This window comes from Bailinhaonella thermotolerans, assembly GCF_003594875.1.
Classification (GTDB): Bacteria; Actinomycetota; Actinomycetes; order Streptosporangiales; family Streptosporangiaceae; genus Bailinhaonella; species Bailinhaonella thermotolerans.
The window spans coordinates 737,430-761,951 of the sequence record NZ_QZEY01000001.1; the positions used below are offsets into that span (position 1 = coordinate 737,430).

At 75.5% G+C, this 24,522-nt stretch carries 23 protein-coding genes; 11 read left to right on the plus strand and 12 right to left on the minus strand.

Annotated features, from left to right (window positions below):
- Window positions 1-5: 5 nt before the first annotated feature.
- From D5H75_RS03665 to D5H75_RS03700, 8 genes are all read right to left on the minus strand, one after another.
- Complete coding sequence (locus tag D5H75_RS03665; protein WP_119924850.1) at window positions 6-266, minus strand: acyl carrier protein; 261 nt, start codon at window positions 264-266, stop codon at window positions 6-8.
- Window positions 267-433: 167 nt separating this feature from the next.
- Window positions 434-1,717 carry a beta-ketoacyl synthase N-terminal-like domain-containing protein gene (locus D5H75_RS03670; RefSeq protein WP_119924851.1) on the minus strand — a complete coding sequence of 428 codons (1,284 nt, stop codon included), beginning with the start codon at window positions 1,715-1,717 and terminating at the stop codon, window positions 434-436.
- Window positions 1,702-2,994, minus strand: a complete 1,293-nt coding sequence (locus tag D5H75_RS03675) for a beta-ketoacyl-[acyl-carrier-protein] synthase family protein (RefSeq protein ID WP_119924852.1) — start codon at window positions 2,992-2,994, stop codon at window positions 1,702-1,704. Before D5H75_RS03675 ends, D5H75_RS03670 begins: the two co-directional genes overlap by 16 nt.
- Window positions 2,991-3,662 (minus strand): class I SAM-dependent methyltransferase, encoded by a 672-nt coding sequence (locus tag D5H75_RS03680; RefSeq protein ID WP_119924853.1) that lies wholly within the window; start codon window positions 3,660-3,662, stop codon window positions 2,991-2,993. The genes D5H75_RS03675 and D5H75_RS03680 overlap by 4 nt, the downstream gene beginning before the upstream one ends.
- Window positions 3,659-4,810: a cytochrome P450 gene (locus D5H75_RS03685; RefSeq protein WP_119924854.1), complete on the minus strand. Its 1,152-nt coding sequence runs from the start codon at window positions 4,808-4,810 to the stop codon at window positions 3,659-3,661. Before D5H75_RS03685 ends, D5H75_RS03680 begins: the two co-directional genes overlap by 4 nt.
- An 82-nt stretch (window positions 4,811-4,892) precedes the next feature.
- Window positions 4,893-5,660 (minus strand): SDR family NAD(P)-dependent oxidoreductase, encoded by a 768-nt coding sequence (locus D5H75_RS03690; RefSeq protein ID WP_119924855.1) that lies wholly within the window; start codon window positions 5,658-5,660, stop codon window positions 4,893-4,895.
- Window positions 5,641-6,330 carry a cyclase family protein gene (locus tag D5H75_RS03695; protein ID WP_119924856.1) on the minus strand — a complete coding sequence of 230 codons (690 nt, stop codon included), beginning with the start codon at window positions 6,328-6,330 and terminating at the stop codon, window positions 5,641-5,643. Before D5H75_RS03695 ends, D5H75_RS03690 begins: the two co-directional genes overlap by 20 nt.
- A 13-nt stretch (window positions 6,331-6,343) precedes the next feature.
- Complete coding sequence (locus D5H75_RS03700) at window positions 6,344-7,012, minus strand: cyclase family protein (RefSeq protein WP_119924857.1); 669 nt, start codon at window positions 7,010-7,012, stop codon at window positions 6,344-6,346.
- 269 nt (window positions 7,013-7,281) lie between these two features.
- Between D5H75_RS03700 and D5H75_RS03705 the strand changes: the two genes are divergently transcribed.
- A complete protein-coding gene (locus tag D5H75_RS03705) occupies window positions 7,282-8,322 on the plus strand; it encodes a methyltransferase (RefSeq protein ID WP_119924858.1) in 1,041 nt (346 codons plus the stop codon).
- 107 nt (window positions 8,323-8,429) lie between these two features.
- Here the strand turns inward: D5H75_RS03705 and D5H75_RS03710 are convergent, their stop codons facing one another.
- Entirely contained in the window at window positions 8,430-9,428 is a 999-nt protein-coding gene (locus tag D5H75_RS03710) for an acyltransferase domain-containing protein (protein WP_119924859.1), read from the minus strand.
- A 21-nt stretch (window positions 9,429-9,449) separates the two neighbouring features.
- Window positions 9,450-11,081 (minus strand): class I adenylate-forming enzyme family protein, encoded by a 1,632-nt coding sequence (locus D5H75_RS03715; RefSeq protein WP_202637783.1) that lies wholly within the window; start codon window positions 11,079-11,081, stop codon window positions 9,450-9,452.
- 195 nt (window positions 11,082-11,276) lie between these two features.
- Here D5H75_RS03715 and D5H75_RS03720 point away from each other — a divergent pair, with 195 nt between their 5' ends.
- Both D5H75_RS03720 and D5H75_RS03725 read left to right on the plus strand, forming a co-directional pair.
- A complete protein-coding gene (locus D5H75_RS03720; RefSeq protein ID WP_119924861.1) occupies window positions 11,277-12,944 on the plus strand; it encodes an FAD-dependent oxidoreductase in 1,668 nt (555 codons plus the stop codon).
- 17 nt (window positions 12,945-12,961) lie between these two features.
- Window positions 12,962-13,735, plus strand: coding sequence for a cyclase family protein (locus D5H75_RS03725; RefSeq protein ID WP_119924862.1), 774 nt, complete (start codon window positions 12,962-12,964; stop codon window positions 13,733-13,735).
- A gap of 10 nt (window positions 13,736-13,745) precedes the next feature.
- Here D5H75_RS03725 and D5H75_RS03730 read toward each other — a convergent pair whose 3' ends face one another.
- A complete protein-coding gene (locus D5H75_RS03730) occupies window positions 13,746-14,192 on the minus strand; it encodes a nuclear transport factor 2 family protein (protein WP_119924863.1) in 447 nt (148 codons plus the stop codon).
- Between the two features lie 239 nt (window positions 14,193-14,431).
- Between D5H75_RS03730 and D5H75_RS03735 the strand changes: the two genes are divergently transcribed.
- From D5H75_RS03735 to D5H75_RS03770, 8 genes are all read left to right on the plus strand, one after another.
- The gene (locus tag D5H75_RS03735) at window positions 14,432-15,382 is read left to right on the plus strand and encodes an aromatase/cyclase (protein ID WP_119925206.1); all 951 of its coding nucleotides are present in this window, start codon (window positions 14,432-14,434) and stop codon (window positions 15,380-15,382) included.
- A complete protein-coding gene (locus D5H75_RS03740) occupies window positions 15,375-16,394 on the plus strand; it encodes a methyltransferase (RefSeq protein ID WP_119924864.1) in 1,020 nt (339 codons plus the stop codon). Before D5H75_RS03735 ends, D5H75_RS03740 begins: the two co-directional genes overlap by 8 nt.
- A gap of 152 nt (window positions 16,395-16,546) precedes the next feature.
- Window positions 16,547-17,143: an HD domain-containing protein gene (locus tag D5H75_RS03745; protein WP_119924865.1), complete on the plus strand. Its 597-nt coding sequence runs from the start codon at window positions 16,547-16,549 to the stop codon at window positions 17,141-17,143.
- A gap of 192 nt (window positions 17,144-17,335) precedes the next feature.
- Complete coding sequence (locus D5H75_RS03750; RefSeq protein WP_119924866.1) at window positions 17,336-18,580, plus strand: MFS transporter; 1,245 nt, start codon at window positions 17,336-17,338, stop codon at window positions 18,578-18,580.
- 141 nt (window positions 18,581-18,721) lie between these two features.
- Complete coding sequence (gene nhaA, locus D5H75_RS03755; RefSeq protein ID WP_119924867.1) at window positions 18,722-19,987, plus strand: Na+/H+ antiporter NhaA; 1,266 nt, start codon at window positions 18,722-18,724, stop codon at window positions 19,985-19,987.
- A gap of 186 nt (window positions 19,988-20,173) precedes the next feature.
- Window positions 20,174-21,721: a pentapeptide repeat-containing protein gene (locus D5H75_RS03760; protein WP_147425056.1), complete on the plus strand. Its 1,548-nt coding sequence runs from the start codon at window positions 20,174-20,176 to the stop codon at window positions 21,719-21,721.
- A gap of 168 nt (window positions 21,722-21,889) precedes the next feature.
- Window positions 21,890-22,354 carry a tyrosinase family oxidase copper chaperone gene (locus D5H75_RS03765; RefSeq protein WP_119924869.1) on the plus strand — a complete coding sequence of 155 codons (465 nt, stop codon included), beginning with the start codon at window positions 21,890-21,892 and terminating at the stop codon, window positions 22,352-22,354.
- Between the two features lie 21 nt (window positions 22,355-22,375).
- The gene (locus D5H75_RS03770; protein ID WP_119924870.1) at window positions 22,376-23,197 is read left to right on the plus strand and encodes a tyrosinase family protein; all 822 of its coding nucleotides are present in this window, start codon (window positions 22,376-22,378) and stop codon (window positions 23,195-23,197) included.
- Window positions 23,198-23,228: 31 nt separating this feature from the next.
- Here D5H75_RS03770 and D5H75_RS03775 read toward each other — a convergent pair whose 3' ends face one another.
- Entirely contained in the window at window positions 23,229-24,464 is a 1,236-nt protein-coding gene (locus D5H75_RS03775) for an MFS transporter (RefSeq protein ID WP_202637784.1), read from the minus strand.
- Between the last annotated feature and the right edge of the window lie 58 nt (window positions 24,465-24,522).

Genomic DNA, 24,522 nt, shown 5'->3' on the forward strand with positions numbered 1-24,522 from the left:
CCTTCCTAGGCGGGCTCGGCCAGGCGCTCGCTGACCGCCCGGATCAGCGCGCGGGGCGTCCTGGCCTCGTCCACCACGTGGTCGGGCAGCCGCACCCGGTAGTCGCGCTCGATGCGGTTCACGGTGTTGAACAGGGCCAGCGAGTCGTAGCCGAGTTCCTCGAACTCCGCGTCCAGGATGTCGCCGCCCGACAGGGCCGCCGACTCGTCCTCCCCGGCGCACTCGCGCAGCAGTGTGATCAGCTCGTCGATGCCGAACCGCTCCATCTCGCCGTTCTCCTTCCCTCCGGTCCACGTCCGGTCTCGTTCCGGGAGTCGTTGCCTTCGCCCGGGTCTCGCGATCTTCGTCCGGGTCTCGCGGTCGTCGTTCGGGCTCCGCAGCCTTGGTCTGGGCTGCGCGGTCTTCATGGGGTCTTCGTCCTGGCTTCGGGTCTTCAGGCGGCCTTCGCGTCCTCGCGGTCTCCGCGCGGGCCGCCGCCGGGCCCGCGCACGACGACGGCGGAGTTGAACCCGCCGTGCCCCCGCGCGACGACCAGCGCGCAGGCCGGGCGGGCCGGCCGGGGCGCGCCGAGCACCAGGTCGATCAGGCGGGGGTACGCCGGCCGCGTCACGTTCACGGTGGGCGGGATGAGGCCGTCCCGCAGGGTGAGCAGGGCGGCGGCCAGGTCGAGGGACGCTCCGCCGCCGAGCAGCCGCCCGGTCATCGTCTTGGGGGCGGTCACCGGTACGCCCCGGGGGCCGAACACCTCCGCCAGCGCCTCGGCCTCGGCCCGGTCCGCCCCGGGCGTCCCCGCCGCGTCGGCGAACACCACGCCCACCTCCCCCGCGCCGGCCCCGGCGTCGGCGAGCGCCCCCTCGATCGCCCGGCGCAGCCCCGGCGGCCGGCCCGATCCCGGGCGCGGGTCGAACGTGGCGGCGTACCCCGCGATCTCGCCGTACACCTGGGGAGCGCCGCGCTCGCGGGCCGCGCCGGGGTCCTCCAGGACCAGCAGCGCCCCGCCCTCGCCGGGCACCCAGCCCCGGGCGTACCGGTCGAAGGGGAGATAGGCGCGGCGCGGGTCGGCGCGCTCGCTGACCCGGCCCGAGCGCGTGACGCACAGCAGCGACCACGGGCACAGCGAGCCGTCCACCCCGCCCGCCAGCATCAGGCTCGCGTCCCCCCGCAGGTGCCGGCGGGCCTTGGCCACCGCGTCCAGCCCGCCCGCCTGCTCCGACACCAGCGCGGAGCCGGGACCGCGCAGCCCGTGCCGGATCGAGATCTGGCCGGTGTTGACCGGATAGAACCAGGCGAACGACTGGTACGCGCTGACGTAGGCGCCGCCCTTGCTCCACAGCGCCTCCAACTCCCGCTGGCCGAACTCGAATCCGCCGCCGGAGGCGGCCGTGACCACGCCCGCGGCGAAGTCCGGCAGGTCCTGGGCGCCGGCGTCGGCCAGCGCCTCCTCGGCGGCGACGAGCGCGAGGCGGGTCATCCGGTCGGTCTGGGGCAGCAGCCGCCCCGGCAGGCGCTCCCCGGCGCGGATCTCGGTCTGCCCGGCGACCCTGACCCGGTATCCGGAGGGGTCGAACCGGGTGATCGGCGCGATCCCGCTCTCCCCGCGCAAGGTGGCGGCCCAGTACGCGGCCGCGCCGATCCCGTTGGGCGCGACCACGCCGAGGCCCGTCACGACGGGGGCCGCGCGGGGCACGCCGTCCTTCCCGCTCACACCGGCGCCCATCGCCGCCGCCTCTCCGGATGGCCGAGCACCATCGCGCTCTGGAAACCGCCGAATCCGCTCGACACGCTCAGCGCCACGTCCACCGGTCCCTCCCGTGCCGTCAGCGGCACGTAGTCCAGGTCGCACTCGGGGTCGGGCTCGCGCAGGTTGGCGGTCGGCGGGATGACCGAGTGCTCGATCGCCAGCGCGCAGGCCGCGACCTCCAGGGCGCAGATGGCGCCGAGCGAGTGCCCGATCATCGACTTGATGGAGCTGACCGGGACCTCGTACGCCCTGGGCCCCAGGGCCGCCTTCAGCGCCGCGGTCTCGTGCCGGTCGTTCTGCCGGGTCGAGGAGCCGTGCGCGTTGACGTAGTCGAGGTCGGCCGGCGCGACCCGGGCCCGGGTCATCGCGACCCGGATCGCCTCGGCCATCTCCCGGCCGTCGTCGCGCAGACCCGTCATGTGGTAGGCGTTGCAGCGCCCGGCGAACCCGGCGACCTCGGCGTAGACGTGCGCGCCCCGGGCGTGGGCGTGCTCGCGCTCCTCCAGCACCAGGACGGCGCAGCCCTCCCCCAGCACGAAGCCGTCGCGGGTCAGGTCGAAGGGCCGCGACGCGGTGGCCGGGTCGTCGTTGCGCGGGCTCGTCGCCTTGATCGCGTCGAAGCACGCCACCGTGATCGGCGAGATCGCGGCGTCGGACGCCCCGGCGATCATCACCTCGGCCGCGCCGTCGCGGATCAGGTCGGCCGCGTGGCCCACCACGTCCACGCCGGACGTGCACCCGGTGGACACCACGCCCACCGGGCCCTCCGCCTCCGCCAGCCAGGCGATCTCGGCCGCCATGGAGGAGGGGAGGAAGTAGTCGTACAGGTAGGGCGAGGCGTGGGCGTCCTCGACCAGCCAGGTCCTGCCCTCGTCGCTCACCACCGCGTACTCGGCGTCCAGGTGCTGGGTCATCCCGCAGGCGGTGCCCATCATGACGCCCGTGCGGAAGGGGTCGCGGGCGGCCCGCACGCCGCTGTCGGCGATCGCCTCGCGCGCCGCGACCACGGCGAACTGCGTGGTGCGGTCCCACTGGCGGATCTGCCGCCGGGTGAGCCCCGCCGCCACCGGGTCGAAGTCGCACTCGGCCGCGATCCGGGACCGGAAGGACGAGGCGTCGAACAGCGAGATCGGGCGCGTCGCCGTACGGCCGGCCGTGAGCAGGTCCCAGAAGGCGGCGACGCCGATCCCGCCGGGGGCGACGACGCCCAGGCCCGTCACGACGACGCGGCGCGAGCCCTCGGGCGCGCTCACCGTGCCCCCTCCCCCGGCGCGACCGCCTCGAAGAGCCCGACCGACCCCCGGGCGGTGAGCCGGTGATCGGGGAACCTGCGGGCCAGCTCCGCCTCGAGCCCGGCGAAGGAGTCCCCGGCGTTGCTCAGGACGCCCTCGGCGTTGAGGTGGGCGAGGGCCCGCGCGGCGTGACGCCCGTGCTCGACGCCGTCCGCCAGGACCGTCGAGCCGAAGACCCGCCCGCCGGGCGCGACGTACGGCAGGACGTGGTCGAAGACGACGGCCTTGGCGGACATGCCGCCGGGCAGGCAGTGCAGCAGGAAGTTCATCCCCACCGAGTCGAACCGCTCCGCCCGGAACGGCAGCGGGGCGAGCACGTCCGCGCGGTGGGCGACGGGCCGGTGCCGGGCCAGGCGCCGGGAGACTTTGCGCAGGACGTCCTCGCCGAGGTCCACGATCGTGATCCGCGGGTCCGGCGCGGGGAAGGCGCAGCGGTCCAGGAAGAACCCCGTGCCCGGGCCGAGGTCCAGGTGGCGGGCCCCGGCGTTGCGGTCGTACAGCGCGACCATCTCGCGGCGGGGGCACCGCCACACGAGCGGGCAGACCAGGCCGAGGACGACCGTGTCGTACCAGGAGAGCCGCGCCCGCGTGTAGAGCCGCCGGTCGGCCGGGCGTCGTCTCGGCGTCATCGCCGCGTCCCTCCCCCGGCCAGCGAGAGCGGCAGCTCGGCGATGCCGCGCAGGAAACGGCTGTCGTGCCACCGCGCGGGGGCGGCCCTGTCGATGCGGGGGAATCTCCGCAGCAGCCCGGCGAGCATGACGCGCAGCTCCAGCCGGGCCAGGGACGAGCCCAGGCACCGGTGGACGCCGTGGGAGAAGGCCAGGTGGGGATTCGGGGCGCGGGTGATGTCGAACCTGTCGGGGTCGGCGAAGACGGCCGGGTCCCGGTTGGCGCTCTGGAGCGACAGCACCAGCGGCTCGCCCGCGGCGACGCGCACGCCGCCGACGGCCAGGCCGGTCGCGGCCCGCCAGGTGGTGGCGCCCACCGGGATCTCGTACCTCAGCGTCTCCTCCACGGCCCCGTCGAGGAGCTCGGGCCGGGAGCGGAGCAGGGCGAGCTGCGCGGGCTCCTCCAGCAGGGTGTGGACGGCGGCGGACACCACGTTGGTGGTGGTGACGACCGCGTTGACGAGGAGGGTCATGGTGATCCTGGTCAGCTCGGCCTCCGACAGCCGGTCCGTCCCCTCGCGGGCCTGGATGAGGGCGGTGAGCAGGTCGTGCGCGGGGCGCCGCCGCTTGGCCTCCAGCAGGCCGGCGACGTACTCCCCCGTCTCGGCGAACACCCGCTCCCGGGTCGCCTCGTCCTCGCCGCCCGCGAAGGCCCGCGCGATCGCGCGAAGGCGGCGGGACTCCCGTTCGCGCAGGCCGTACAGCTTGCAGGCGGCGGCGATGGGGATCGCGTCGGCGTACTCGGGGACGAGGTCCACCCGCCCGCGCGCGGCCAGGCCGTCCAGGACGCGCTCGGTGCGCGTCTCCAGCCAGGGCCGCAGGCGCTGGACCCGGCGCGTGGTGAACGCCTGCCGGACCAGCGCGCGCAGCCGGGTGTGCGCCGGCGGGGAGACGTCGAGCGAGACCTCGTCCTCCTCGACGGGCTTGACCACGGCGGGGTCGGCCAGGAGCCGGCGGACCTCGTGGTGCCGGGTCACCAGCCATCCCTCGCCGTACTCCGGATGAGTGATCCGGCTGACCGGGGCGGTCCGGCGCAGCCGCGCCAGCGCCGGATGGGGGTCGAGCTGGAACCCCGGGCCGTAGGGTTCGAGAAGCCGCGGGCTTGCCACTGGAGTCCTCCTGGCGTTCGGCGGTCGGGAACGGGACGACGGAAACGGACGGCGGAAACGGACGGCGGAAACGGGGCGACGTTCATCGGCCACCGGCCACGGTCAGCGCCTCGCCGCAGATGTTCCCGTTGGCCGCCGAGCCCAGGAACACGACCGCGGAGGCGACCTCCTCGGGCGTGCTGAGCCGGCCGGTCGGGGTGGCGGCCACCTCCGCCGCCCCGCGGTCCCGGGGATAACCCGCGAGCACGCGGGGCGTGGCCGTCAGGCCAGGGCAGACGACGTTCACCAGCACGCCGGACGGGCCCAGATCCCAGCGCAGGCTCCGGGCCAGCCCGTGCAGGGCCAGCTTGTGCGCGCCGTAGAACTCCTGCCCGGGCCTGCCCTGCTCGGCGACGAGGCTGGAGACGAGCACGATCCGGCCCCAGCCGCGCCTGCGCATGTCCCCGGCGGCGAGCTGGACCAGGCGGATGACCGGGGCGAGGTTGCCGGCGATCAGCGGCCACCACTCGCCGGGGTCGACCGCGTCGAACCGCTCCCCCGGCGAGCGGCGCCCGCCCCAGCGGACCGCGGCCGCGACCAGGACGTCCACCGGGCCGAGGCCCTCGCGCACCGCGCCCATCAGCTCACCGGTCTCCGGCAGCCCGGACTCGGCGAGCGAGTACGGCAGGGCCAGCGCCCGCCCCTCCCCCGAGCCGAGTTCCCGCGCGATCGCCTCCGCCTCCTCCCGGCACGACCGGTAGGTGAGCGCCACGCGGGCGTGCTCGCGTGCGAACGCCCGCGCGATCGCCGCGCCGATGCCGCCGGAGCCGCCCGTCACCAGGACGGCGCGGTCACGGAGTCCGAGGTCCACGGGTGCCTCCAGGGGCTGAGACGACGGCGACGGGCCGGACGGGGAAGGTCCCCACCCCGGCCATCGGGGCGGGCAGCAGGGTCAGCAGGGCCCCTTCGAGGGGCAGCTCCGAAAGGCGGGTCACCGACACGACGACGGGGACGCCGGCGCCCAGCAGGACCTCCTGGACGGTCGTGGAGATGTCGTCCTCGTCGTCCACGCTGGGCGCGTCGATGGCCACCAGCCGCGCGCCGAGCAGCCGTTCGGCGGCCCGGGCCGTCAGGTTCGGCGCGTCGGCGAAGTACGCCGCCGTGCCCCAGTGGCGGTCGTGGCCGGTGCGGATCAGCACGGCCCTGCCTTCGAGGTCGCGGCCGTCGAACGCCTCCGGGCCGATCCGCCGGCGCCCCGCGGCCGGGATCACGGCGGCGGGCACGTCGACCAGGTCTTCCAGCGGGACCGACGCGATGTCCGCCGCCTTCTCGTCGAACTTGAAGGGCGCGATCATTGCGGTGCCGGACTGGCCGGCCAGCAGGACCTGCGCGAGGCCGAAGCTCACGCCCTCGCTGAGGAACTCCGTGGACTGCTCCCTGGTCAGGTACTCGGCGACGACCGGGCGCGGGGTCCACGGATACGTCGGCATCCGGTGGCTGACGCGGTGACCGAGGTCGATGATCCGATTCCCGCCGCTCATGCGTTCCCTCCTCCTACGCCGCGCCGACGATCGCGACCGGGCGGACGGGGAAGGCCCCCACCCCCGCGACCGGGGTGGGCAGGACGCGCAGCAGCGCCCCGCGCTCGGGCACGCGGTCGAGCCCGGTCATCCGTTCCAGCAGCGCGATTCCGGCGCCCAGCAGCCGGTGCTGGGCGGGTTTGGCGGGGTCCGTCCCGTCGTCGATGTTCTGCGAGTCGATGCCCACCACGCGGGGCCGCACGGCGAGCAGGTGCTCGACGGCCGCGGCGGTCAGGTGGGGCGCGCTCATGAAGTACGCGTCGGTGTCCCAGTGCCGCGCGTGCCCGGTGTGCACCAGGACCGCCGCGCCGGCGAGGTCGTCGCGGCCGGCGAACGCCTCCGGGCCGATCGCCCGGGTCCCGGTCGCGCGGACGACGGCGATCGGCACGTCGAAGAGCCGCTCCAGCGGCACCCCGGCGACGTCCGGCCCTTCTGGGTGGAACCGGAACGGGGCGGCCAGGAACGTGCCGGTGCTTCCGGCCAGGATGACCTGCTCCATCACGAACCGCGACCCGGCCGGGGCCCATTCGCTCGGAGAGCCCCGCGAGATGTACTCGATCACCCGCGGCCGCGGCGTCCAGGGACCGGCCGGCATGTCGTCCCGGATCGGGTGACTGAGGTCTACGACGCGCCTGCCGGTCATCGGATCTCCTTCGGCTCCTCGCCCGCCGCGGGCGGCCGGTGCCGGTCGGCGGCCCCGGTCCGCCCGCGCTGGAGCCAGTGTCGTCCGCGCTGGTCAACCGCCCCTCAAGGCCCGGTCGACCGCGCCGGGCCACCGGCGGGCGCGGGGGCGGGGCGGAGCTCTCGACGGCCGCCTCACCGCGGCTCGACACGGCGCGGACAGACTCGGTCCGATCCCGCCGCGACGCCGGGGCACGGGGCCCCGCCGGCGGCCGGCCAGGAGGGGAAGCGTTGACCGACTGGGAATCCGCGGCCAGAGAGGCCGACACCGCACGCTCGATCATCCGTCTCAACACCGCCTACACCCATTCCAAGCTGCTGCAGAGCGCCGTGGAGGTGGGGGTGTTCCCGCTGCTGGACGGCACGCGGCTGACCGCGGGCGAGATCGCCGCGCGGCTCTCGCTGCACCCCCGCCTGACGCCGGACTTCCTCGACGCCCTGCACGGGCTCGGCCTGCTCGCGCGCGAGGACGGCCGCTACACCGACAGCCCGGCCGCCTCGGCGTACCTGGTCCCGGGCCGGCCCCACTACCTCGGCGGCACCATCGCCAAGCACGGGGCCCAGCACTACGCCATGTGGGACCGGCTGGCCGAGGCCCTGCGCGACGGGGAGGTCAAGTGCCGGCCGGAACTGCGCGGCGAGGACGGCTTCCACCGGCTCTACGCCGATCCGGACCGCGCCCGGGGGTTCCTGGACCACATGGACTCCATCAACGGGTTCATCGCCGTGGCGATCTCGCGGCTGCTCGACTGGAGCGCGCACGCCTCCTTCGTGGACGTCGGGGGCGCCCGCGGCAACCTGGCCGCCATCCTGGCGGCGGCCCACCCGGGCCTGCGGGGGACGGTGTTCGACCTGCCCCCGCTCGAACCCTTCTTCGACGAACTGGTCGGCGCGCGCGGGCTCGCCGAGCGGGTCCGCTTCCACGGCGGGGACTTCTTCACCGGCCCGATCCCCGCGGCCGACGTGGTGATCGTCGGTCACACCCTGCACGACTGGCCCGTGCGCGACCGCGTCGAGGTGGTCGGGCGCGCGGCCGAGGCGGTACGGCCGGGGGGCCGCCTGCTGGTCTACGACCCGATGCTCGCCGACGAGCGGACCGAGGTGGACAAGCTGGTCCAGAGCCTGATGTGCGCCCTCATGCGGGAGGGCGCCTCGGAGTACACCGTGGCCGAGGTCCGCTCCTGGGCCGAGCGGGCCGGACTGCGCTTCGAGCACGCCGTGCCCCTCCCCACCCTCGGGAACGACGTCGTCACGGTCTTCGCCAAGGACTGAGGCGCGCGGCGGCCGCCCCACGACGAGCCGCGCATCGCGGGACGCTCCCGCGATGCGCGCTCACGCGAAGGCCGTTCGCGCGGTGGGCGCGCATGCGCGGCGCGGTCTCACGTCCCGGGCCGGCTCAGCCGGTCCACGGTCTCCTCCCAGCGGCGCAGCGTCCCCGCGCGCCCGGCGGGCAGCAGGGGGAGCACCACGCTCCGCCCGGCGCGGACCGCCGGGTGCCTGCGCGCCGGCGTGGAAAGGCCCTGTCCCGGGCCCGCCTCCACCAGCGTGTACGCCCCCTCCGACAGCAGGCCGTCGAGCGCGGGCCAGAACAGCACCGGCGCGGCGAGCTGCCCGCCCCAGAAGGCGGGATCGCGCGCCTGCCCGGGCAGCAGGGGCAGGCCCGTGCGCGTCGAGCGGATCGGCACATCCGGCGGCCGCAGCGCGACCTCCCGCAGGCCCCGGGAGAACACGGCCGCCGCGGGCTCCAGCGCCGGCGAGTGGAACGGCTGGCGGGCGGGGACGCGCCGCCACGGCAGGCCCGCCTCGCCGAGCGCCTCCGCCACCCGCGACAACCGGGGCTCCGGCCCGGCGAGCACGGTGTGCCTGGGGGCGTTGACCGCCGCCACCACGACGGCGTCCGGCCGGTCGGGGGGATCGGTGAAGCCCGCGACCTCGCGCGCGGGCGCGCCGACCGCGAGCATGCCGCCGGCGGGGGCGCCGGCCAGCGCCTCGGCCCGCGCCGCCATCACCCGGTGCACGTCGCCGAGGCCGAAGACGCCCGCCAGCGCGGCGGCCGCCAGCTCCCCGACGCTGTGCCCGAGGAGGACGGCGGGCCGTACGCCGCGGGCCGCCAGGGCGCGGCCGAGCGCGTAGCCGACGGCGAAGAGCAGGGGCTGGGCGCGGGCGGCCTCGTCCAGGGGGACGCGGGGCCGCTCGCTCAGCCAGTCGCTCCGCAACAGCGCGCCCTCCGCGCCCAGCCGCGCGAAGAACTCGTCGAGCACCGCGGTGAACACCGGCTCCCGGCCGTACAGCTCGACGGCCATTCCCGGATGCTGCGCCCCCTGCCCCGGAAGCAGCAGCGCCACCGGCGGCAGCGCCCCGACCGCGGGAACCGTCACGTCCGTCCCCCCGCCGCCGCTTCAGCCGATCCGGCCCCGGGAGCGCAGCCGCTCCCGCAGCTCCTGCCGCCGCACCTTGCCCGTCCCCGTCTTCGGCAGCTCGTCCACCAGCTCGACGTGCCGCAGGTGCTCGTAGTACGGCGAGCGGTCGTTGACGTACGCCATCAGGGCCTCCGCGTCGGCCGTTCCGCCGCGCGGGACGACGACGCCGTAGGCGACCGCGCCGCTGAACTCGTCCGGCAGGTCCACCACCGCGCAGTCGGCGACGTCCGGGTGCCGCAGCAGGACCCGTTCGATCTGGGTCGGCGACACCAGCCAGTTGTCGCACTTGAACACGTCCTTGATCCGGTCGACCAGGAACAGCGAGCCGTCGGCGTCGCAGCGGCCGACGTCCCCGGTGGCGAACCAGCCCTCCGCGTCCACGTCGAGCGCGAGGTCCCTGCCCAGGTAGCCCGACATGAGCTGGGGGCCGCGGACCTGCACCTCGCCGTCCACGCCCAGGGGCACCACGGCCCCGTCCCCCAGGTCCACGATCCGGCACTCCGTCCCCGGAGCCGGCACGCCGCAGGAGCCCGCGCGCGGCCGGTCCAGGTCGCTGAGGTGCGTGCACGGCGACGTCTCCGCCAGCCCGTAGCCCTGCACCACCGGGACCCCGAACTGCTGGGACAGCACGTCGGCGGTGTCGGGCGCGAGCGCCGATCCGCCGGACAGGATGACGCGCAGCGCGGGCGCGGACAGGCCGGGCAGCCTCGGGTCCGCGGCGAGCCGGGCCAGCCGCATGGGCAGGCTGTAGAAGTGGGTGGCGCGGGCGGCGTCGGCCGCCTCCACCGCCCCGGCCACGTCGCCGTCCGGGTGCAGCACGTGGACGGCCCTGGCCAGGACGCCGATGTTCAGGTGGACCAGGTGGAACGTCGGCAGGAAGTTGAACAGGACCGAGGTGCCCCCGAGCCGGTGCCCGTGCACGGTCTGCGCGGCGTTCACCGTCAGGTTCCGGTGGGTCAGCCGGGCGCCCTTGGCAGCGCCGGTGGTGCCGCTGGTGAACGCGACGCAGGCCACGTCCGTCTCGTCGGCGCGCGCTCTCGGCGGCGGCCCGCCCGCCGCCTCCCCGGCCAGCTCGCCCAGGGTCGGCGGCGCCTCCGCGCCCTCGCTGCCGGCGTCGCGGGCGGTCAGCACGGCGAGTTCGAGATCGGGCAGCCGGTCGGCCACGGCCGACAGCCGCCGCCACACCTCCGGCGGCACGATCGCCACCCTGGCCGCGCAGGCCCGCAGCACGTGGACCAGGCCGTCCTCGCGCAGCAGCGGGTTCACCAGCGCGCTGCGGTTCCCCGACCGCGAGATCCCGTAGAAGGCGACCGCGAACGCCGGGTCCAGGACCATGGCCAGGGCGACCACCGAGCCGCCGCCGCCGAGGACGGCCCGGAGCGCGCGGGCGCATCCCGTCGCCGCCTCGTCCAGCTCCGCGAACGTCAGGTCACCGTACGGCGAGCGCAACGCCGTACGGTCCGGGACCTCCTCGGCCGCGTGCGCCAGCAGGTGATCGATCCGGGGTCCGTCGAGCAGATGGGAGATCGCCGCCAGCGGCGGGCCCGCCACGACGCTGAGGCCGGGCCCGCCCTGCGCGCCGCTCCCCCGCGGGGTCGCTCCGGTAGCCATGCCGCCGACCATGCCGCCCTCCCCTCGGCCCGCGTTCGGCCCGGATTCGGCCCGCGTTCGATCCGCGTTCGACCCGTGCTGGAGCCGGCCGCTCCAGTCCCGGTCCGCCACCGATCGAGGCCGGTCCCGCATGCTGCTGCCCCGGTGAACCGACCGCGCAGGGGAGCGACTGCGCGTCACAGCAGGGAGCGAGCCATGAACGAGGCCGAACCGGACCGGACGCCCGGCGTGGACGTGCTCGTCGCGGGGGCCGGCCCCGCCGGGCTGGTCGCCGCGCACGAACTGGCCCGGCGCGGCGTCCGGGTGCGCGTCGTGGACAAGGCCGAGGGCCCGGCCACGACCAGCCGCGCCACCGCGACCCACGCCCGGACCCTGGAGCTGTACCACCAGATGGGCTTCGTCGGCGACATCCTCGCCCGGGGCCTGCGCTGCGAGCACTTCACGATGCACCGGGGCGGGCGGCGGCTGATCCGGCTGGACACCGAGTACTCCACCCTCCCGACCCGCTACCCCTTCACCCTCCAGATCGACCAGGTGCTCACCGAGGAGGTGCTGCGGAACCGGCTGCGCGGCCTCGGCGTGGAGGTGGAGTGGGGCGTCGCCCTTGCGAACCTGGACGGCGCCCACGACCGGGTGCGCGTGCGCCTGCGCGGCGGCGACGGCACGGCCGAGGACATCCGCGTGCCCTGGCTGATCGGGGCCGACGGCGGCCACAGCCGCGTGCGCTCGCTGCTCGGCCTCCCGCTCGTCGGCGACGCCTCCGAGACCTGGCTCATCGCCGACGCCGTGCTCGACGCCGACCTGCCCCGCGACAGCCTGCACTGGATCCACGTCGGCAAGGGCCCGATCCTGCTCGTGCCGTTCCCCGAGCCCGGCAGGTGGCGGCTGCTCGACACCGTGGACGTCACCGGCGCCGACGACCCCCACCTGATCGCCTCCCGCTTCGCCGCCAAACTCACCGAGGGCCTCGGCCGCCCCGTCGAGGTCGGCCCGCCGAGCTGGGTGTCGGTCTTCACGATCCAGCAGCGGATGGTACGGCGGATGCGCGCCGGCCGCTGCTTCGTCGTCGGGGACGCCGCGCACGTGCACAGCCCCGCCTCGGGGCAGGGCCTGAACGTCGGCGTCCACGACGCGTACAACCTGGCGTGGAAGCTCGCGGACGTCATCCGGGGCCACGCCCGCGACACCCTGCTCGACACCTTCCCCGCCGAGCGGCTGCCCGTCGGCGCGACGCTGCTGCGGACCACCCGCACGGCCACCGCCCTGATCGCGCTGCGCGACGCCGCGCCGGCGGCGCTCCTCCCGCTCGGCCTCGGCCTCCTGAACGCCGTCGGGCCGCTCAAGCGCAGGGTCGAGCGCAAGCTGCTCTCCGCGATGTCCGGCCTCGCGCTCACCTACGCCGGCAGCCCCCTGACCCTGGACGCGGGGACCGCCCACGGCGGGTGGATCCGGCCCGGGAAGCGGGTGGCCTGCTCGGCCGAGACCGAGCGGGACTGCCCCGCCTGGTCCGCCGTGCTCACCGAGCTCACCGACCCGCGATGGTCGCTGCTCGTGTTCGCCGGCGACGCCCCGGCCGCCCCGCTCCGGGCCGCCCTGCGGCGCGTCGAGATCGCGTACGGCCGGGCGGTGTCGGTCCGGACCGTCTCCCGGACCGGCAGGGGCGGCCCCGCCCCCCTGGCGGACCCCGGGGCGGGCCTGTCCCAGGCGTTCGGGCTGCGGCCCGGCGACTACGCGCTGATCCGGCCGGACGGCTACCTCGCCGCCGCGGGCCGCTTCGAGGACCCCGCGCGGATGGCCGACATCCTCGCCGCGCTCCACCTGGTGCCCGCCCCGCGCACCGGGCCGCTGCTCACCCGGGCCTGAAACCCACGGAGGCGCACATGCGCATCATCGACCTGTCGACGCCCATCGACGCGCGGGCCTGGGAGCCCTCTCCCGTCACCCACGCGATCATGTCCCCGGCCGAGGGGGCCCGCCACATGGCCGAGGCCATGCGGGAGAAGCACGGCCTGGAGTTCGACCCCGCCGCGCTGCCCGGAGGGGAACTGCTGTCCCTGGACACGCTCACCCTCACCACCCACACCGGCACCCACGTGGACGCCCCGTCCCACTACGGGTCCGCCCCGGCGTACGGCACGCCGCGGCACATCGACCAGATGCCGCTGGACTGGTTCTGGCGGCCCGCGGTCGTCCTCGACCTGACGGGCGACCCGGTGGGCGCGGCGGGCGCGGACCGGCTGCGCGCCGAGTTCGCCCGCATCGGGCACGTGCCCCGGCCCATGGAGATCGTCATGCTCCGCACCGGCGCCGACCGCCTGGCCGGGACCCCGTCGTACTTCACCGACTTCACCGGCCTGGACGGACCGGCGACGCGGCTGCTCCTCGACCTCGGCGTCCGCGTCATCGGCACCGACGCGTTCAGCCTCGACGCGCCCTTCACCCACATGATCGAGGAGTACCACCGCACCGGCGACCCCGGCGTGCTGTGGCCCGCGCACTTCGCCGGCCGCGAGCGGGAGTACTGCCAGATCGAACGGCTGGCCAACCTGGACTCCCTGCCGGGCCCCACCGGGTTCACCGTCTCGTGCCTGCCCGTCAAGATCGCAGGCGCGGGCGCGGGCTGGACCAGGGCCGTCGCCCTCGTCGAGGAGTGAGCCGCGGCGCCTACCCCAGGTGGTCGTCGCGGGTCACGCGCCGGTCGCGCACCCGCAGGTCCCCGTCCTCGCGGACGAACACGTCCTCGCACACGCAGGCCCGGTACAGGCGCGACCCCTCCGCCGTGGAGAGGATCACCAGCGCGTAGCACCGGGCCTCGACCGTCCCGCCGGGCCCGGGCCGCACGTCCAGCATCCCGTGCCAGTGACGGTGCCGCTCGCCGCGCGCCTCCGCCGCGCCCATGAACCGGCCCAGGGACTCGGCCAGCGCCGCCCGCCCCCGCAGGGGCTCGTGCGGCGGGGGCAGTCGGAAGACGCCGTCCTCGGTGAACCCCCGCGCCCACTCCCCGACGTCGCCCCGGTCCAGCGCCTGCAGGTGCCGCGCGTAGAACCGCTGAACCTCCACGTAGAGCTCGGTCAAGGCCGCCGGATCGTCGCCGGGCCGCGTCGTCGCCATCACGAACCTCCTGTCGTCCGGCCACGCCGTACGCCACGGCGCGGTCCGCCTGGCAGCGAGCCTGCGCGACCGCGCTCGACCCCCGGTGGAGCGAGGGCGGACCGGGCCCCGGGCCCTCCGGCGCGGGCGGCGCCCCGGGAACACCGCCACACCCGCGCTCCACCGCCGCTCCAGCGTTCACCGCGAGATTGGGCCCGCGAGCCACCCTCGCCCGCCGAAGACACAGGAAGGACGTGACCATGACCGCTCCCAGCACCGTCTCGCTCCGCGAGAGCGTCTCCGTCTCCGCGCCCGCCCACGTCGTACGCGACCTCATCCTCGACGCCGAGGGCTGGGTCCAGCTTCACCGGCGGCACGCGCACGCCGAGGTGCTGGAGCACGGCGAGGACGAGGCGCTGATCCAGCACTGGGTGGTCGTGGACGACCACAGTGTGCGGACCTGGCGGTCCCGCCGCCGGATCCAGGACGAGCACCGCGTCGTCTTCGAGCACGAACCGGCCGTCGCGCCCTTCGCCGAGGTCCGCGGCGCCTGGACGCTCACCCCCACCGGCGCCGGCGGCACCGAGGTGCGCCTGGACCACGACTTCACGCTGCTCGACGACGACCCCGGGGCGGCCGCGTCCCTGGGCGCGGCCGTGGGGAAGGCGACGCGGGAGAACCTCGCGACCCTCAAGCACGCCGCCGAGGCCCGCGACGCCCTGGCCGACCTCATCATCTCCTTCGAGGACCCGCTGTTCGTCGCCGGCGAGATCGAGGACGTCTACCAGTACCTGTACGAGGCGGACAAGTGGCCCGACCGGATCCCCCACGTGACCCGCCTCGTCCTGGAGGAGAGGACCCCCGGCGTGCAGTTCTTCGACATGGACACCGTCTCCGCCGACGGCTCCCGGCACACCACCCGCTCCGTCCGGATCTGCCTGCCGCACCGGAAGATCGTCTACAAGCAGACCAGGCCGCCGGCCACCATGACCGCCCACACGGGGCACTGGCTGTTCACGCCGACCCCCGAAGGCGTGATCGCCAGCGCCCGGCACACCGCGACCATCCGCCCCGAGGGCCTGCACCTCCTCGGCGAGGGCATGACCATGCGCGGCGCGCGCCGCTACCTCCGCAAGGTCCTCAGCGCCAACAGCATGGGCAACCTGCGTCTCGCCAAGGAGTACGCCGAGGGGCGGGCGTCCCGTGGGTGACCCCGCCGCGCGGCTGCGCGAGCTCGCGGTGAGCGCCGGGTACGCCGCGGCGCTGCGGGCGGCGGCCGTACTGCGCATCGCGGACGCGTTCACCGAGACGGCGACCGCGGAGGAACTGGCCGCGGCCGTGGGGGCGCGGCCCGACACGGTGGACCGGCTCATGACCGCGCTCACCCACCACCGGGTCTTCGAACGGCGGGCCGACGGCCGCTTCGCCCACACCGCGTGCTCCCGTCTCCTGCGCGAGGACGAGCCCGGCGGCCTGCGGTACATGACGCTGTGGGCCACCGAGCCGTGGACCTGGCGGATGTGGGCCGTGCTGGACGAGTCGGTCCGGTCGGGCGCGTCCGTGTCGGGCGGGCTGTTCGGCAAGGACTTCTTCCGATACGTCCACGAGGACGCCCCCGAGTCGGCCGAGGTCTTCGCCCGGGCCATGACCCAGGGCAGCGCGCGGACCGCCGCCGCGATCGCCGGTGAGCTCGACCTGACGGGCGCGCGGAGCGTCGCCGACATCGGCGGCGGCCAGGGCCACGTCCTGGCCACGCTGCTGGAGCGCCACCCGGGCCTGCGGGGAATCCTGTTCGACCTGCCCGCGGTGGTGGCCGACGCCGACGAGCGGCTGCGGCCCGGCGGCGCGCTCGCCGGGCGGGCCGCGCTCGTCGGCGGCGACTGCCTGTCCTCGATCCCGGTCCGGGCCGACGTCTACCTCCTGAAGAACCTCCTGGAGTGGGACGACGACCGCACCGCCGCCACCTTGCGCAACCTCGCCGCGGCCGCGCCCCCGGGAGCCCGCGTGGTGATCGTCCAGAACCTGGTGGACGACGCCCCGGAGCCCAAGTACCACACTGCGATGGACCTGATGCTCCTGCTGAACGTGGGCGGCCGCAGGCACACCAGGCCCGGCCTCACCCGCCTGGCCGAAACCGCCGGCCTCCCCGTGACCCGCGCCCACCCGATTCCCGGGACCCACCTCACCGCCCTGGAGTGCCGCGTGCGCCCCGCCTCGGGGTGAGCCCGGCGGGATGCCGCCCGGCGTGCCCGCCCCGACCGGCCGCCGGGCACGCCGGGCCCCGCGTCACAGGCGGCCGGGGCCTCTCGACCGGTGCCCGGAAGGCCTGAGGACCCGGCTTCAGGCAGGCTGAAGGATGCTGCGAGAATGCCCGCATGAAGCTCTCCGAGATCCCCGTTCCCGACTCTCCTGCCGCCGCCGGCGCTCTTGAGGTGAGCGCCGTCTACTGTCCGCCCGCGTTGCACAACCACGCCGTCCGGTCCTATCTGTGGGCGGCGGCGTACGCGATCGAGAACGGCATCGCCTTCGACGCCGAGCTCCTGTACGTCGCCGCGGTGCTGCACGACATCGGGCTGGTGAAGGAGTTCGACAGCCACACGGTGCCCTTCGAGGCGGCGGGCGGGCACGTGGCCTGGGTCTTCGCCGCCGGGGCCGGATGGCCGGCCGCGCGGCGCGAGCGGGTGGCGCAGGTGATCGAGCGCCACATGTGGGACGCCGTGGACCTGGCCGAGGACCCCGAGGGGCACCTGCTGGAGCTGTCCACCGCCATGGAGATCTCCGGGCGCGGGGTCGAGTGGATCCCCGCGGGGCTGCGCGCCGAGGTGCTGGAGGCGTACCCCCGGCTGGGCCTGGCCGCCGAGTTCACCGCCTCCTTCGAGGACCAGGCCGCCCGCAAGCCGGACGGCCGCTGCGCCACGTTCATCCGCGCCGGTCTCGCCACCCGCCTCGCCGCCAACCCGCTCGACTCCTGATCGGGCGGGCGCGCCGTGCGGCGGGCCTGCCGTACGGCGGGCGGGGGCGGGCGCGCCGTTCGAGGAGGTCAGCCGGTGGTCCCCTCGCCGGGGGTTGACCCGCGGGGTGCCGGCGGGTAACGTCCCCCACCCCTGGCGACGCCTTCGGAGCAGCGGGGTGGGGACCTCACCCACCGGCTCTCGGAGGCCCCCATGGCAAGCGGCTCGCCGTCGCGGCGGCGCGATTTCCGGCTCCTCCTGTTCGGGCAGACCACCGCCCAGCTCGGCACGCAGGTCAGCGGCGTGGCCGTACCCCTGCTCGCCGTCGTCACCCTCGGCGCCTCACCCCTGCAGCTCGGCCTCGTCACCGCCGCGGGGACGGTCGCGTTCGCGCTGATCGGGCTGCCCGCGGGCGCGTGGATCGACCGGTGGCCGCGCCGCCCCGTCCTCGTCGCGGCCGACCTGGCCCGCGCGGCGCTCCTGGCCACGATCCCCCTGGCCGCCCTCCTCGGGAGGCTGACCATCACCCAGCTCGTGGTGGTCTCGCTGCTGGCCGGCGTCGCCCGGGTCTTCTTCGACGTCGGCTACCAGAGCTACCTGCCGGCGGTGGCCGACCGTACCGGCCTGCTCGCCGGCAACTCGGCGATGGAGACCGTGCGCGCCTGCGGCCAGGTGGCCGGGCCCGGCGTCGGCGGCTGGGCGGTCGCGCTGCTCGGGGCCGCGAACGTCGTCCTCGTCCAGGCCGTCACGTTCGCCCTCTCCGCCGCGTCGCTGCTGGCCATCCGGGCCCGCGAGCCGGCCCCGCCGGCCGCGCGGCCGGGGCGGCTCGCCGCCGAGATCGGCGAGGGCCTGGCGTTCGTCGCCCGCAACCGGCTCCTGCGCGCGACGGCGATCACCAGCGCCGCCGGGAACCTCGCCTTCGCGATCGCCTCGGCCGTGAACGTCGTCTTCATGGTCCGCACGCTCGGCCTGACCCCCGCCGCGATCGGGCTCGTGCTCGCCGCGGGCTCGGTCGCCGCCCTGGCGGGCGCGGCCCTGACGCCCCGGCTCGCCCGGCGGGCCGGGTCAGCGCGGATCATCTGGCTCTCGCTCGCCGTGACCGGCCCGGCCGCGATGCTCACCCCCCTGTCCGGCCCCGGCCGGCCGGTGCTGCTCCTCGTGCTCGGCACGGCCGCCGGCGAGCTGGGCCAGATCGTGTACGCGATCACCAACGTCAGCCTGCGCCAGCGGCTGTGCCCGGAGCGGATGCTCGGCCGGGTCAACGCGACCATGCGCGTCCTCATGATGGGCCTGTTCCCCGTGGGCGCCCTGCTCGGGGGCGCTCTCGGGCAGGCCGCGGGCACGCGGCCGGTCCTCTGGCTGGCGGCCGCGGTCATCGCGCTGTCGCCGCTGCCGGTCCACGCGGCTCTCCGCGGGGTCCGCGACGTGGAGGACCTGCCCGCCTGGACCCGGCCCTGAGCCCGATGGCACCCGCCGACGCCCTCGGCCGCCCGCCGATACGAGTGATTCGGGTGATTTCAGGGTGTTTGGGTAGGATGAAGATGGTGTGCCGGGAAGCCTGGTCGGCGTGTTCTGCCGCCGACCCCTTCGGGAGTTCCCGTGACGCACGCGCCGCCGCGCGGTTTCCGCCTGTTCAGCCGTGGTTCCAAGGCCGAGGCCCGCCGCATCGCCGACATCCTCCGCGCCGAGACCGTGGGCGGGGGGCTGCTGCTGGGCGGGGCGGTGCTCGGCATGATCGCCGCCAACTCGCCCTGGGCCACCGCGTACGAGGGGCTCCGCGACGCCCGGATCGGGCCGCAGGCGCTGCACCTGGACCTGAGCCTGGCCGCCTGGGCCGCCGACGGCCTGCTGGCGATCTTCTTCTTCGTGGCCGGGCTGGAGCTCAAGCGGGAGTTCGTCGCCGGGGACCTGCGCGACCCGCGGCGCGCCGCCGTACCGGTGGCCGCCGCGTTCGGCGGGGTGCTCGTGCCCGCGGCGGTCTTCCTGCTGGCCGCCTCCCACGCCGGCGCGGGCGCCGCCCGGGGCTGGGCGATCCCCACCGCCACCGACATCGCCTTCGCGCTGGCCGTACTGGCCGTCATCGGCCGGCACCTGCCCGCCGCGCTGCGCACCTTCCTGCTCACGCTGGCCGTGGTCGACGACCTGCTGGCCATCGTCGTCATCGCCGTCTTCTACACCGAACGGCTCTCGCTCGTGCCGCTGCTCGCCGCGGTGGTCCCGCTGCTGGCGTTCGCCTGGCTGGTACGGCGGGGCGTGCGCTCCTGGTGGCTGCTGCTGCCGCTGGCGTTCGCGGCCTGGGCGCTGGTGCACGCCTCCGGGGTCCACGCCACGGTCGCCGGCGTGCTGCTGGGCTTCGCCGTACCCGTCCACGACCGCGCGGGGACCGGGCCGGGGCTCGCCGAGCACTTCGAGCACCGCTTCCGGCCGCTGTCGGCCGGGCTGGCCGTGCCCGTCTTCGCGTTCCTGTCCGCCGGGGTGCCGCTGGACGGCCTCGGCCGCGCCCTGGCCGACCCGGTCGCGCTCGGCGTCGTCCTCGGGCTCGTCGCCGGCAAGCCCCTGGGCGTCATGGCCGCCACCTGGCTGGTCGCCCGGTTCACCCACGCCGACCTGGACGAGGACCTGGGCTGGATCGACGTGCTCGGCCTGGCCGCCCTGACCGGCGTCGGGTTCACCGTGTCCCTGCTCATCGGCGAGCTCGCGTTCGGCGCGGGCAGCGAGCGCGACGCCCACGTCAAGATCGCCGTGCTGGCCGGGTCCCTGGCCGCCGCCGCCATCGCGGCCCCCATCCTGCGCCTGCGCAACAACGTCTACCGGCGCATCGGGCAGGCGGCGGAGTCGGGCCCGGCAGAGCCCGCGCGCCCCTAGCCGGACCGGCCGCCCCGCCGCCCACCACCGCGCGCCGCGCCCCGGCGCCGGCCGTCCTCCGCCGGTGGCGAGAGGCCGGCGGGCGGCCGGGCGGCGGCGCGGCGGCCGGGCGGGGGCGGTCGCTCGTTGGTATCGATGCCCGGCCGCGGCTGGCGCCCGGCGGGGAACGAGCCGTAGAACGGCGATGTGACGATCTTGCCGGTGGACTCCCAGCGATGCACGCGACCCCATGTCCTCGACCCCGGTGAGCGCTGCCGCGCGAGATCGCTGCGGGACGGCCGCTGCCTCGCGCACCTGGACCCCGGCGAGCGCGACGCCTACCTGGCCGGGCTGCGGCCCGGTTCCGACGTCGACGCGATGGGCGTGGTGTTCACCGCGGACCTGTTCCAGGAGTTGCTGGCCCCCTTGAGCGCCGGTCGGGGCGTCGCCGAGTTCGGCGCCGCCGACTTCGCGGGCGCCACCTTCCCCGCCGACGTGAGCTTCCACGGGGCGGGCTTCTCCGCCTGGGCCGGCTTCGGCCACGCCACCTTCCTCGGCGACGCCGGGTTCGGCCAGGCCCGGTTCACCGGGCCCGCCGCGTTCGACTCCGCCGTCTTCTCCGGCCGCGCCCTGTTCACCGGGGCGAGGTTCCTGGAAGGGGCCGACTTCGCCCGGTCGAGCTTCGCCCGGGACGCCCTCTTCGGGGCGACCCGGGTCATCGGCGAGGCCCGGTTCCACGAGGCCAGGTTCGCCGGGGACCTGCTCGTCACCGGCCGCGCCGACGAGCTCGATCTGACCAGGGCGACGGCCGAGGGCGAGGTGCATGTCGAGGTGGCCGCGCGCGCCGTACTCGCCGAGGGGCTGCGGGCGAAGGACCGGGTGAGCCTGCGGCTGCGGGCGGCGCGCGTCGACCTGTCCGGCGCGGTGTGCGCGGGGGCGCTGACCGTCCACGGACTGCAGGAGCCGATCACCCACGCGGCGGACTCGCCCTCCCGGCCGCTCCGCCAGGTCGACGAGTCGGGGCTGGCCGACCCGCGGCTCGGCCGGGTCCCCCTGGCCGCGGTGACGTCGCTGCGCGGGCTGGACGCCGGGCAGGTGGTGCTGACCGACGTCGACCTCACCGGCTGCCTGTTCGCCGGGGTGCACCGGGCCGACCAGATCCAGCTCGACGGCAGGTGCGTCTTCGCGACCGACCCGCGCCGCAGGCGCCGGGTGCTGGCCGAGGAGCACCACTGGCGCGCGCGGCGGCGGTTCCTGCGCGGCCGCGGTCCCGGCCGGTGGTCCCCGGCCCCGGAAGGGGTGCGGCCTGTGGACTCGCCGCGGCTGGAAGTGCTCTACCGGCAGTTGCGCAAGGCGCTCGAGGACGCCAAGAACGAGCCGGGCGCGGCCGACTTCTACTACGGGGAGATGGAGATGCGCCGCGCCGGCGCCCGCCGCGCGGAACGGCTCCTGCTGTGGCTGTACTGGCTGGTCTCGGGGTACGGCCTGCGGGCGTGGCGGGCCCTGGCCGCGATGCTGGCCGTGGTGGCGGCGCTCGCCCTGGGCATGGCCCACGCCGGGTTCCCCCGGCCGGTGCCGTACCTGGACGCGCTGCTCCACAGCCTGCGCGCCATGGTCGCGGTCGACGTCAAGACCGCGAACGTGCCCGAGACCGTCACCCACTGGGGGCAGGTCCTGCAGGTCATGCTGCGCGTCTCCGGCCCGCTCTTCGTCGGCCTGGCCGCCCTGGCCATCCGCAACCGGGTCAAACGCTGATCCGGGCCTCTCCGCGAGGGGCACACTATGCGATGACTTAACCGCACACAGTCACTGATTACAGACTGTCAGGTTAGATGCGCTGACGGTGATCCTGGGCCAGAGTTGGGGACCAGCCCTCGCCGGCGACCCCCTAGGGCTCCCGCTTCACACCGCAGAGGATCCCCCATGGACGGCATATCCCGTCGCGACGTCTTCCGATACGGCGCGACAGCCACCCTGGCCACCGCCGCCGCGGGCGTGGCCGCCTTCGCCCCGGGCCGTACGGCCGCCGCCCCCACGCCGGCCCCGACACCGACCTCCACGGCGACGCCCACGCCAGGCCCGGCCGACCCCCGCGACTTCGAGGAGAACTACAAGGGCAAGAAGATCAAGGGCGAGCACGACAAGGCCCGCGGCAAGCACAAGGTCCACATCAACGGCAAGAAGCTCGGCGTCATGCAACTCGAACTCCCGGTCGCCCCCGGATCCGCCGAGACCTACACCGCCGTGGTCAGCACGATCAGCCACTTCGAGCCCATCCCTCTCGACGAGGGGAACAACCGCGACGGCCTCAAGAAGCTGGCCAGGCTCGTCGTGGACCGGCTCGGGGACCAGGAGCTGACCCCTCACGCCGACCACTCCCACGACTGACGGCCACCAGGAGGCACCGAGATGGGAATCCGCAAGAACGTGGCCGCCCTGACGGCCGCCGAGAGAACCGCCTTCGTCGCCGCGGTGAAGAAACTGAAGGCCAAGACCACCGGGCGCAACTACGACTGGTTCGTCAACACCCACATGACCTACTTCGGCACCGTCAACGGCCACAACTACGCGCACTGGTCGTCGTCGTTCCTGCCGTGGCACCGCAAGTTCCTGCTGGAGTTCGAGAAGGGCCTGCAGGCCTTCGACTCCACGGTCACCCTGCCCTACTGGAACTGGGTGAACGAGCAGTCCCTCACCGGCCCGCCGTTCACCGACGACTTCATGGGCGGCAACGGCCGCGACGGCAGCGGCCCGGTCACCACCGGCCCCTTCGCCGGCGAGGCCAACTGGCGGATCAACGTCAGCCCCAGCACGGCCAAGTCGCTGTACCGGGCCATCGGCCGGTCCGGCTCCCTGCCGACCGCGGCCGACGTCCAGACCATCCTGGACGTCGGCACCTACGACGTCGCGCCGTGGACCTCGGCGTCCAACGACGGGATGCGCAACCGCCTGGAGGGCGGCCTCTCCCCCAGCCCGCACGGGCGCGTCCACGTCTGGGTCGGCGGCCACATGGCGCAGACCGACTCCCCCAACGATCCGCTGTTCTTCCTGCACCACTGCAACATCGACCGGATCTGGTCCCGCTGGCAGAACCGCTGGGGGTACGGCGCCGCCCGCTACCAGCCCGGCGGCGGCACCGCGAACGTCGTCGACGTCGACGAGGCGCTCGCGCCGTTCACCGCCACCGTCGCCGACGTCGTGGACCACCGGGGCAGCTACACCTACACCTGACGCCCGGCCGTGGACGCCGCGGCCGGGCACCTCACGGCGTGCCGACCGCGGCGGCCGGACGCTCACCCCCCTCCTCCTGACCATCCCCTCCGGCCCGGCGCGCGGCGGGCGGGCGGCGGGACAGCAGGAGCCCGGTCAGCGCGGCGGCCAGGCCGGCCAGCCCGGCCGCCGCGAAGCCGCCTCCCGGCACGGACACGTCGATCGCCACCCCGACGATCGGCGACCCGAGCGCGAAACCCGCGCTCTGCGCCGAGGACTGCAGCCCCGTCGCCTCACCCCGGACGCCCGCCGGGGCCAGCCGGCTCACCGCGTCGGCCACCGTGGACAGGGTCGGCGCGGTGAGAAGCCCCGCGCCGACCACCGCCACGCACAGCCAGGGCCAGTCGCGGGCGAGCCCGGCCGGGATCGTCACGAGCCCGAGCAGGCCGAGCAGCAGCCACGTGGGCATCGCCCGGGGCAGCGCGCCGTAGATCAGCCCGCCGGCGATGGAGGACCCGCCGAACACGGCCACCACCACCGCGGCCCAGGACACCTGATCCGCCTCTTCGAGCGTGGCGACGATGGCGAGGTCGACGCCGCTGAGCAGCAGGGTGGTGCCGAACCCCATCACCAGCACGGCGATCATGCGGACGCCCAGCCACTCGCGGCGCGGGGGCCGGCCTGCCGCGCCCGCGCCGGGCTCGGCCTCGTCCCCGCCCAGCAGCGGCGGGTTGAGCAGCGCGACGCCGACCCCACCGGCGACGATCACGGCGCCGACCCCCCACACCACCACCTCGGGGGACGTCTTCGCCGCGCACAGGATCACCACCGACGGCCCCACGATGTAGGACAGCTCGCCCTGCACCGACTCCAGCGCGAACGCGGCCCGGCGCTGCGCCGCCGTCGTCATCGCGGCGATCGCCTGCCTGGTCACCTGCTGGACCGGCACCATCAGCAGCCCCGCCGCGAAGGACGCGCCCAGCAGGACGCCGTACGGCAGGGCCGGCGCGCACAGCCAGAACACCGCCTGCAGCGCGGCCGTCGTCAGCAGCACGGGACGCAGGCCGCGCCGGTCGATCACGCGGCCGAGCAGCGGCCCGCCCAGCGCCACCCCGGCGGTCAGCGCCGCCGCGACGCCGCCCGCAGCCGCGTAGCTCATGTCCCGGCCCAGCACGACATGCATGGTCAGCGCCATCACGTCGGCCGTGATCGCGGCCCGGGCGAGCAGCGAGACGCCCAGCAGGGACGCCATCCCCGGCACGGCGAGCACCTGTCGGTATCTGGTCACCCCGCGAAAGCTAGGCCATCCCCGGCGGCCATAGGAAGTGGCCGTTTCGTTGGAGCCT

Bases quoted from the DNA above. Each gene is read 5' to 3' on its own strand.
- D5H75_RS03765 (WP_119924869.1), top strand. From the start codon at position 21,890: ATGGACGGCATATCCCGTCGCGACGTCTTCCGATACGGCGCGACAGCC.
- D5H75_RS03725 (WP_119924862.1), top strand. From the start codon at position 12,962: ATGCGCATCATCGACCTGTCGACGCCCATCGACGCGCGGGCCTGGGAG.
- D5H75_RS03715 (WP_202637783.1), bottom strand. From the start codon at position 11,081: ATGGCTACCGGAGCGACCCCGCGGGGGAGCGGCGCGCAGGGCGGGCCC.
- D5H75_RS03730 (WP_119924863.1), bottom strand. From the start codon at position 14,192: ATGGCGACGACGCGGCCCGGCGACGATCCGGCGGCCTTGACCGAGCTC.
- D5H75_RS03745 (WP_119924865.1), top strand. From the start codon at position 16,547: ATGAAGCTCTCCGAGATCCCCGTTCCCGACTCTCCTGCCGCCGCCGGC.
- D5H75_RS03770 (WP_119924870.1), top strand. From the start codon at position 22,376: ATGGGAATCCGCAAGAACGTGGCCGCCCTGACGGCCGCCGAGAGAACC.
- D5H75_RS03720 (WP_119924861.1), top strand. From the start codon at position 11,277: ATGAACGAGGCCGAACCGGACCGGACGCCCGGCGTGGACGTGCTCGTC.
- D5H75_RS03680 (WP_119924853.1), bottom strand. From the start codon at position 3,662: ATGACGCCGAGACGACGCCCGGCCGACCGGCGGCTCTACACGCGGGCG.
- D5H75_RS03670 (WP_119924851.1), bottom strand. From the start codon at position 1,717: ATGGGCGCCGGTGTGAGCGGGAAGGACGGCGTGCCCCGCGCGGCCCCC.
- D5H75_RS03695 (WP_119924856.1), bottom strand. From the start codon at position 6,330: ATGAGCGGCGGGAATCGGATCATCGACCTCGGTCACCGCGTCAGCCAC.
- D5H75_RS03750 (WP_119924866.1), top strand. From the start codon at position 17,336: ATGGCAAGCGGCTCGCCGTCGCGGCGGCGCGATTTCCGGCTCCTCCTG.
- D5H75_RS03735 (WP_119925206.1), top strand. From the start codon at position 14,432: ATGACCGCTCCCAGCACCGTCTCGCTCCGCGAGAGCGTCTCCGTCTCC.
- D5H75_RS03665 (WP_119924850.1), bottom strand. From the start codon at position 266: ATGGAGCGGTTCGGCATCGACGAGCTGATCACACTGCTGCGCGAGTGC.
- D5H75_RS03700 (WP_119924857.1), bottom strand. From the start codon at position 7,012: ATGACCGGCAGGCGCGTCGTAGACCTCAGTCACCCGATCCGGGACGAC.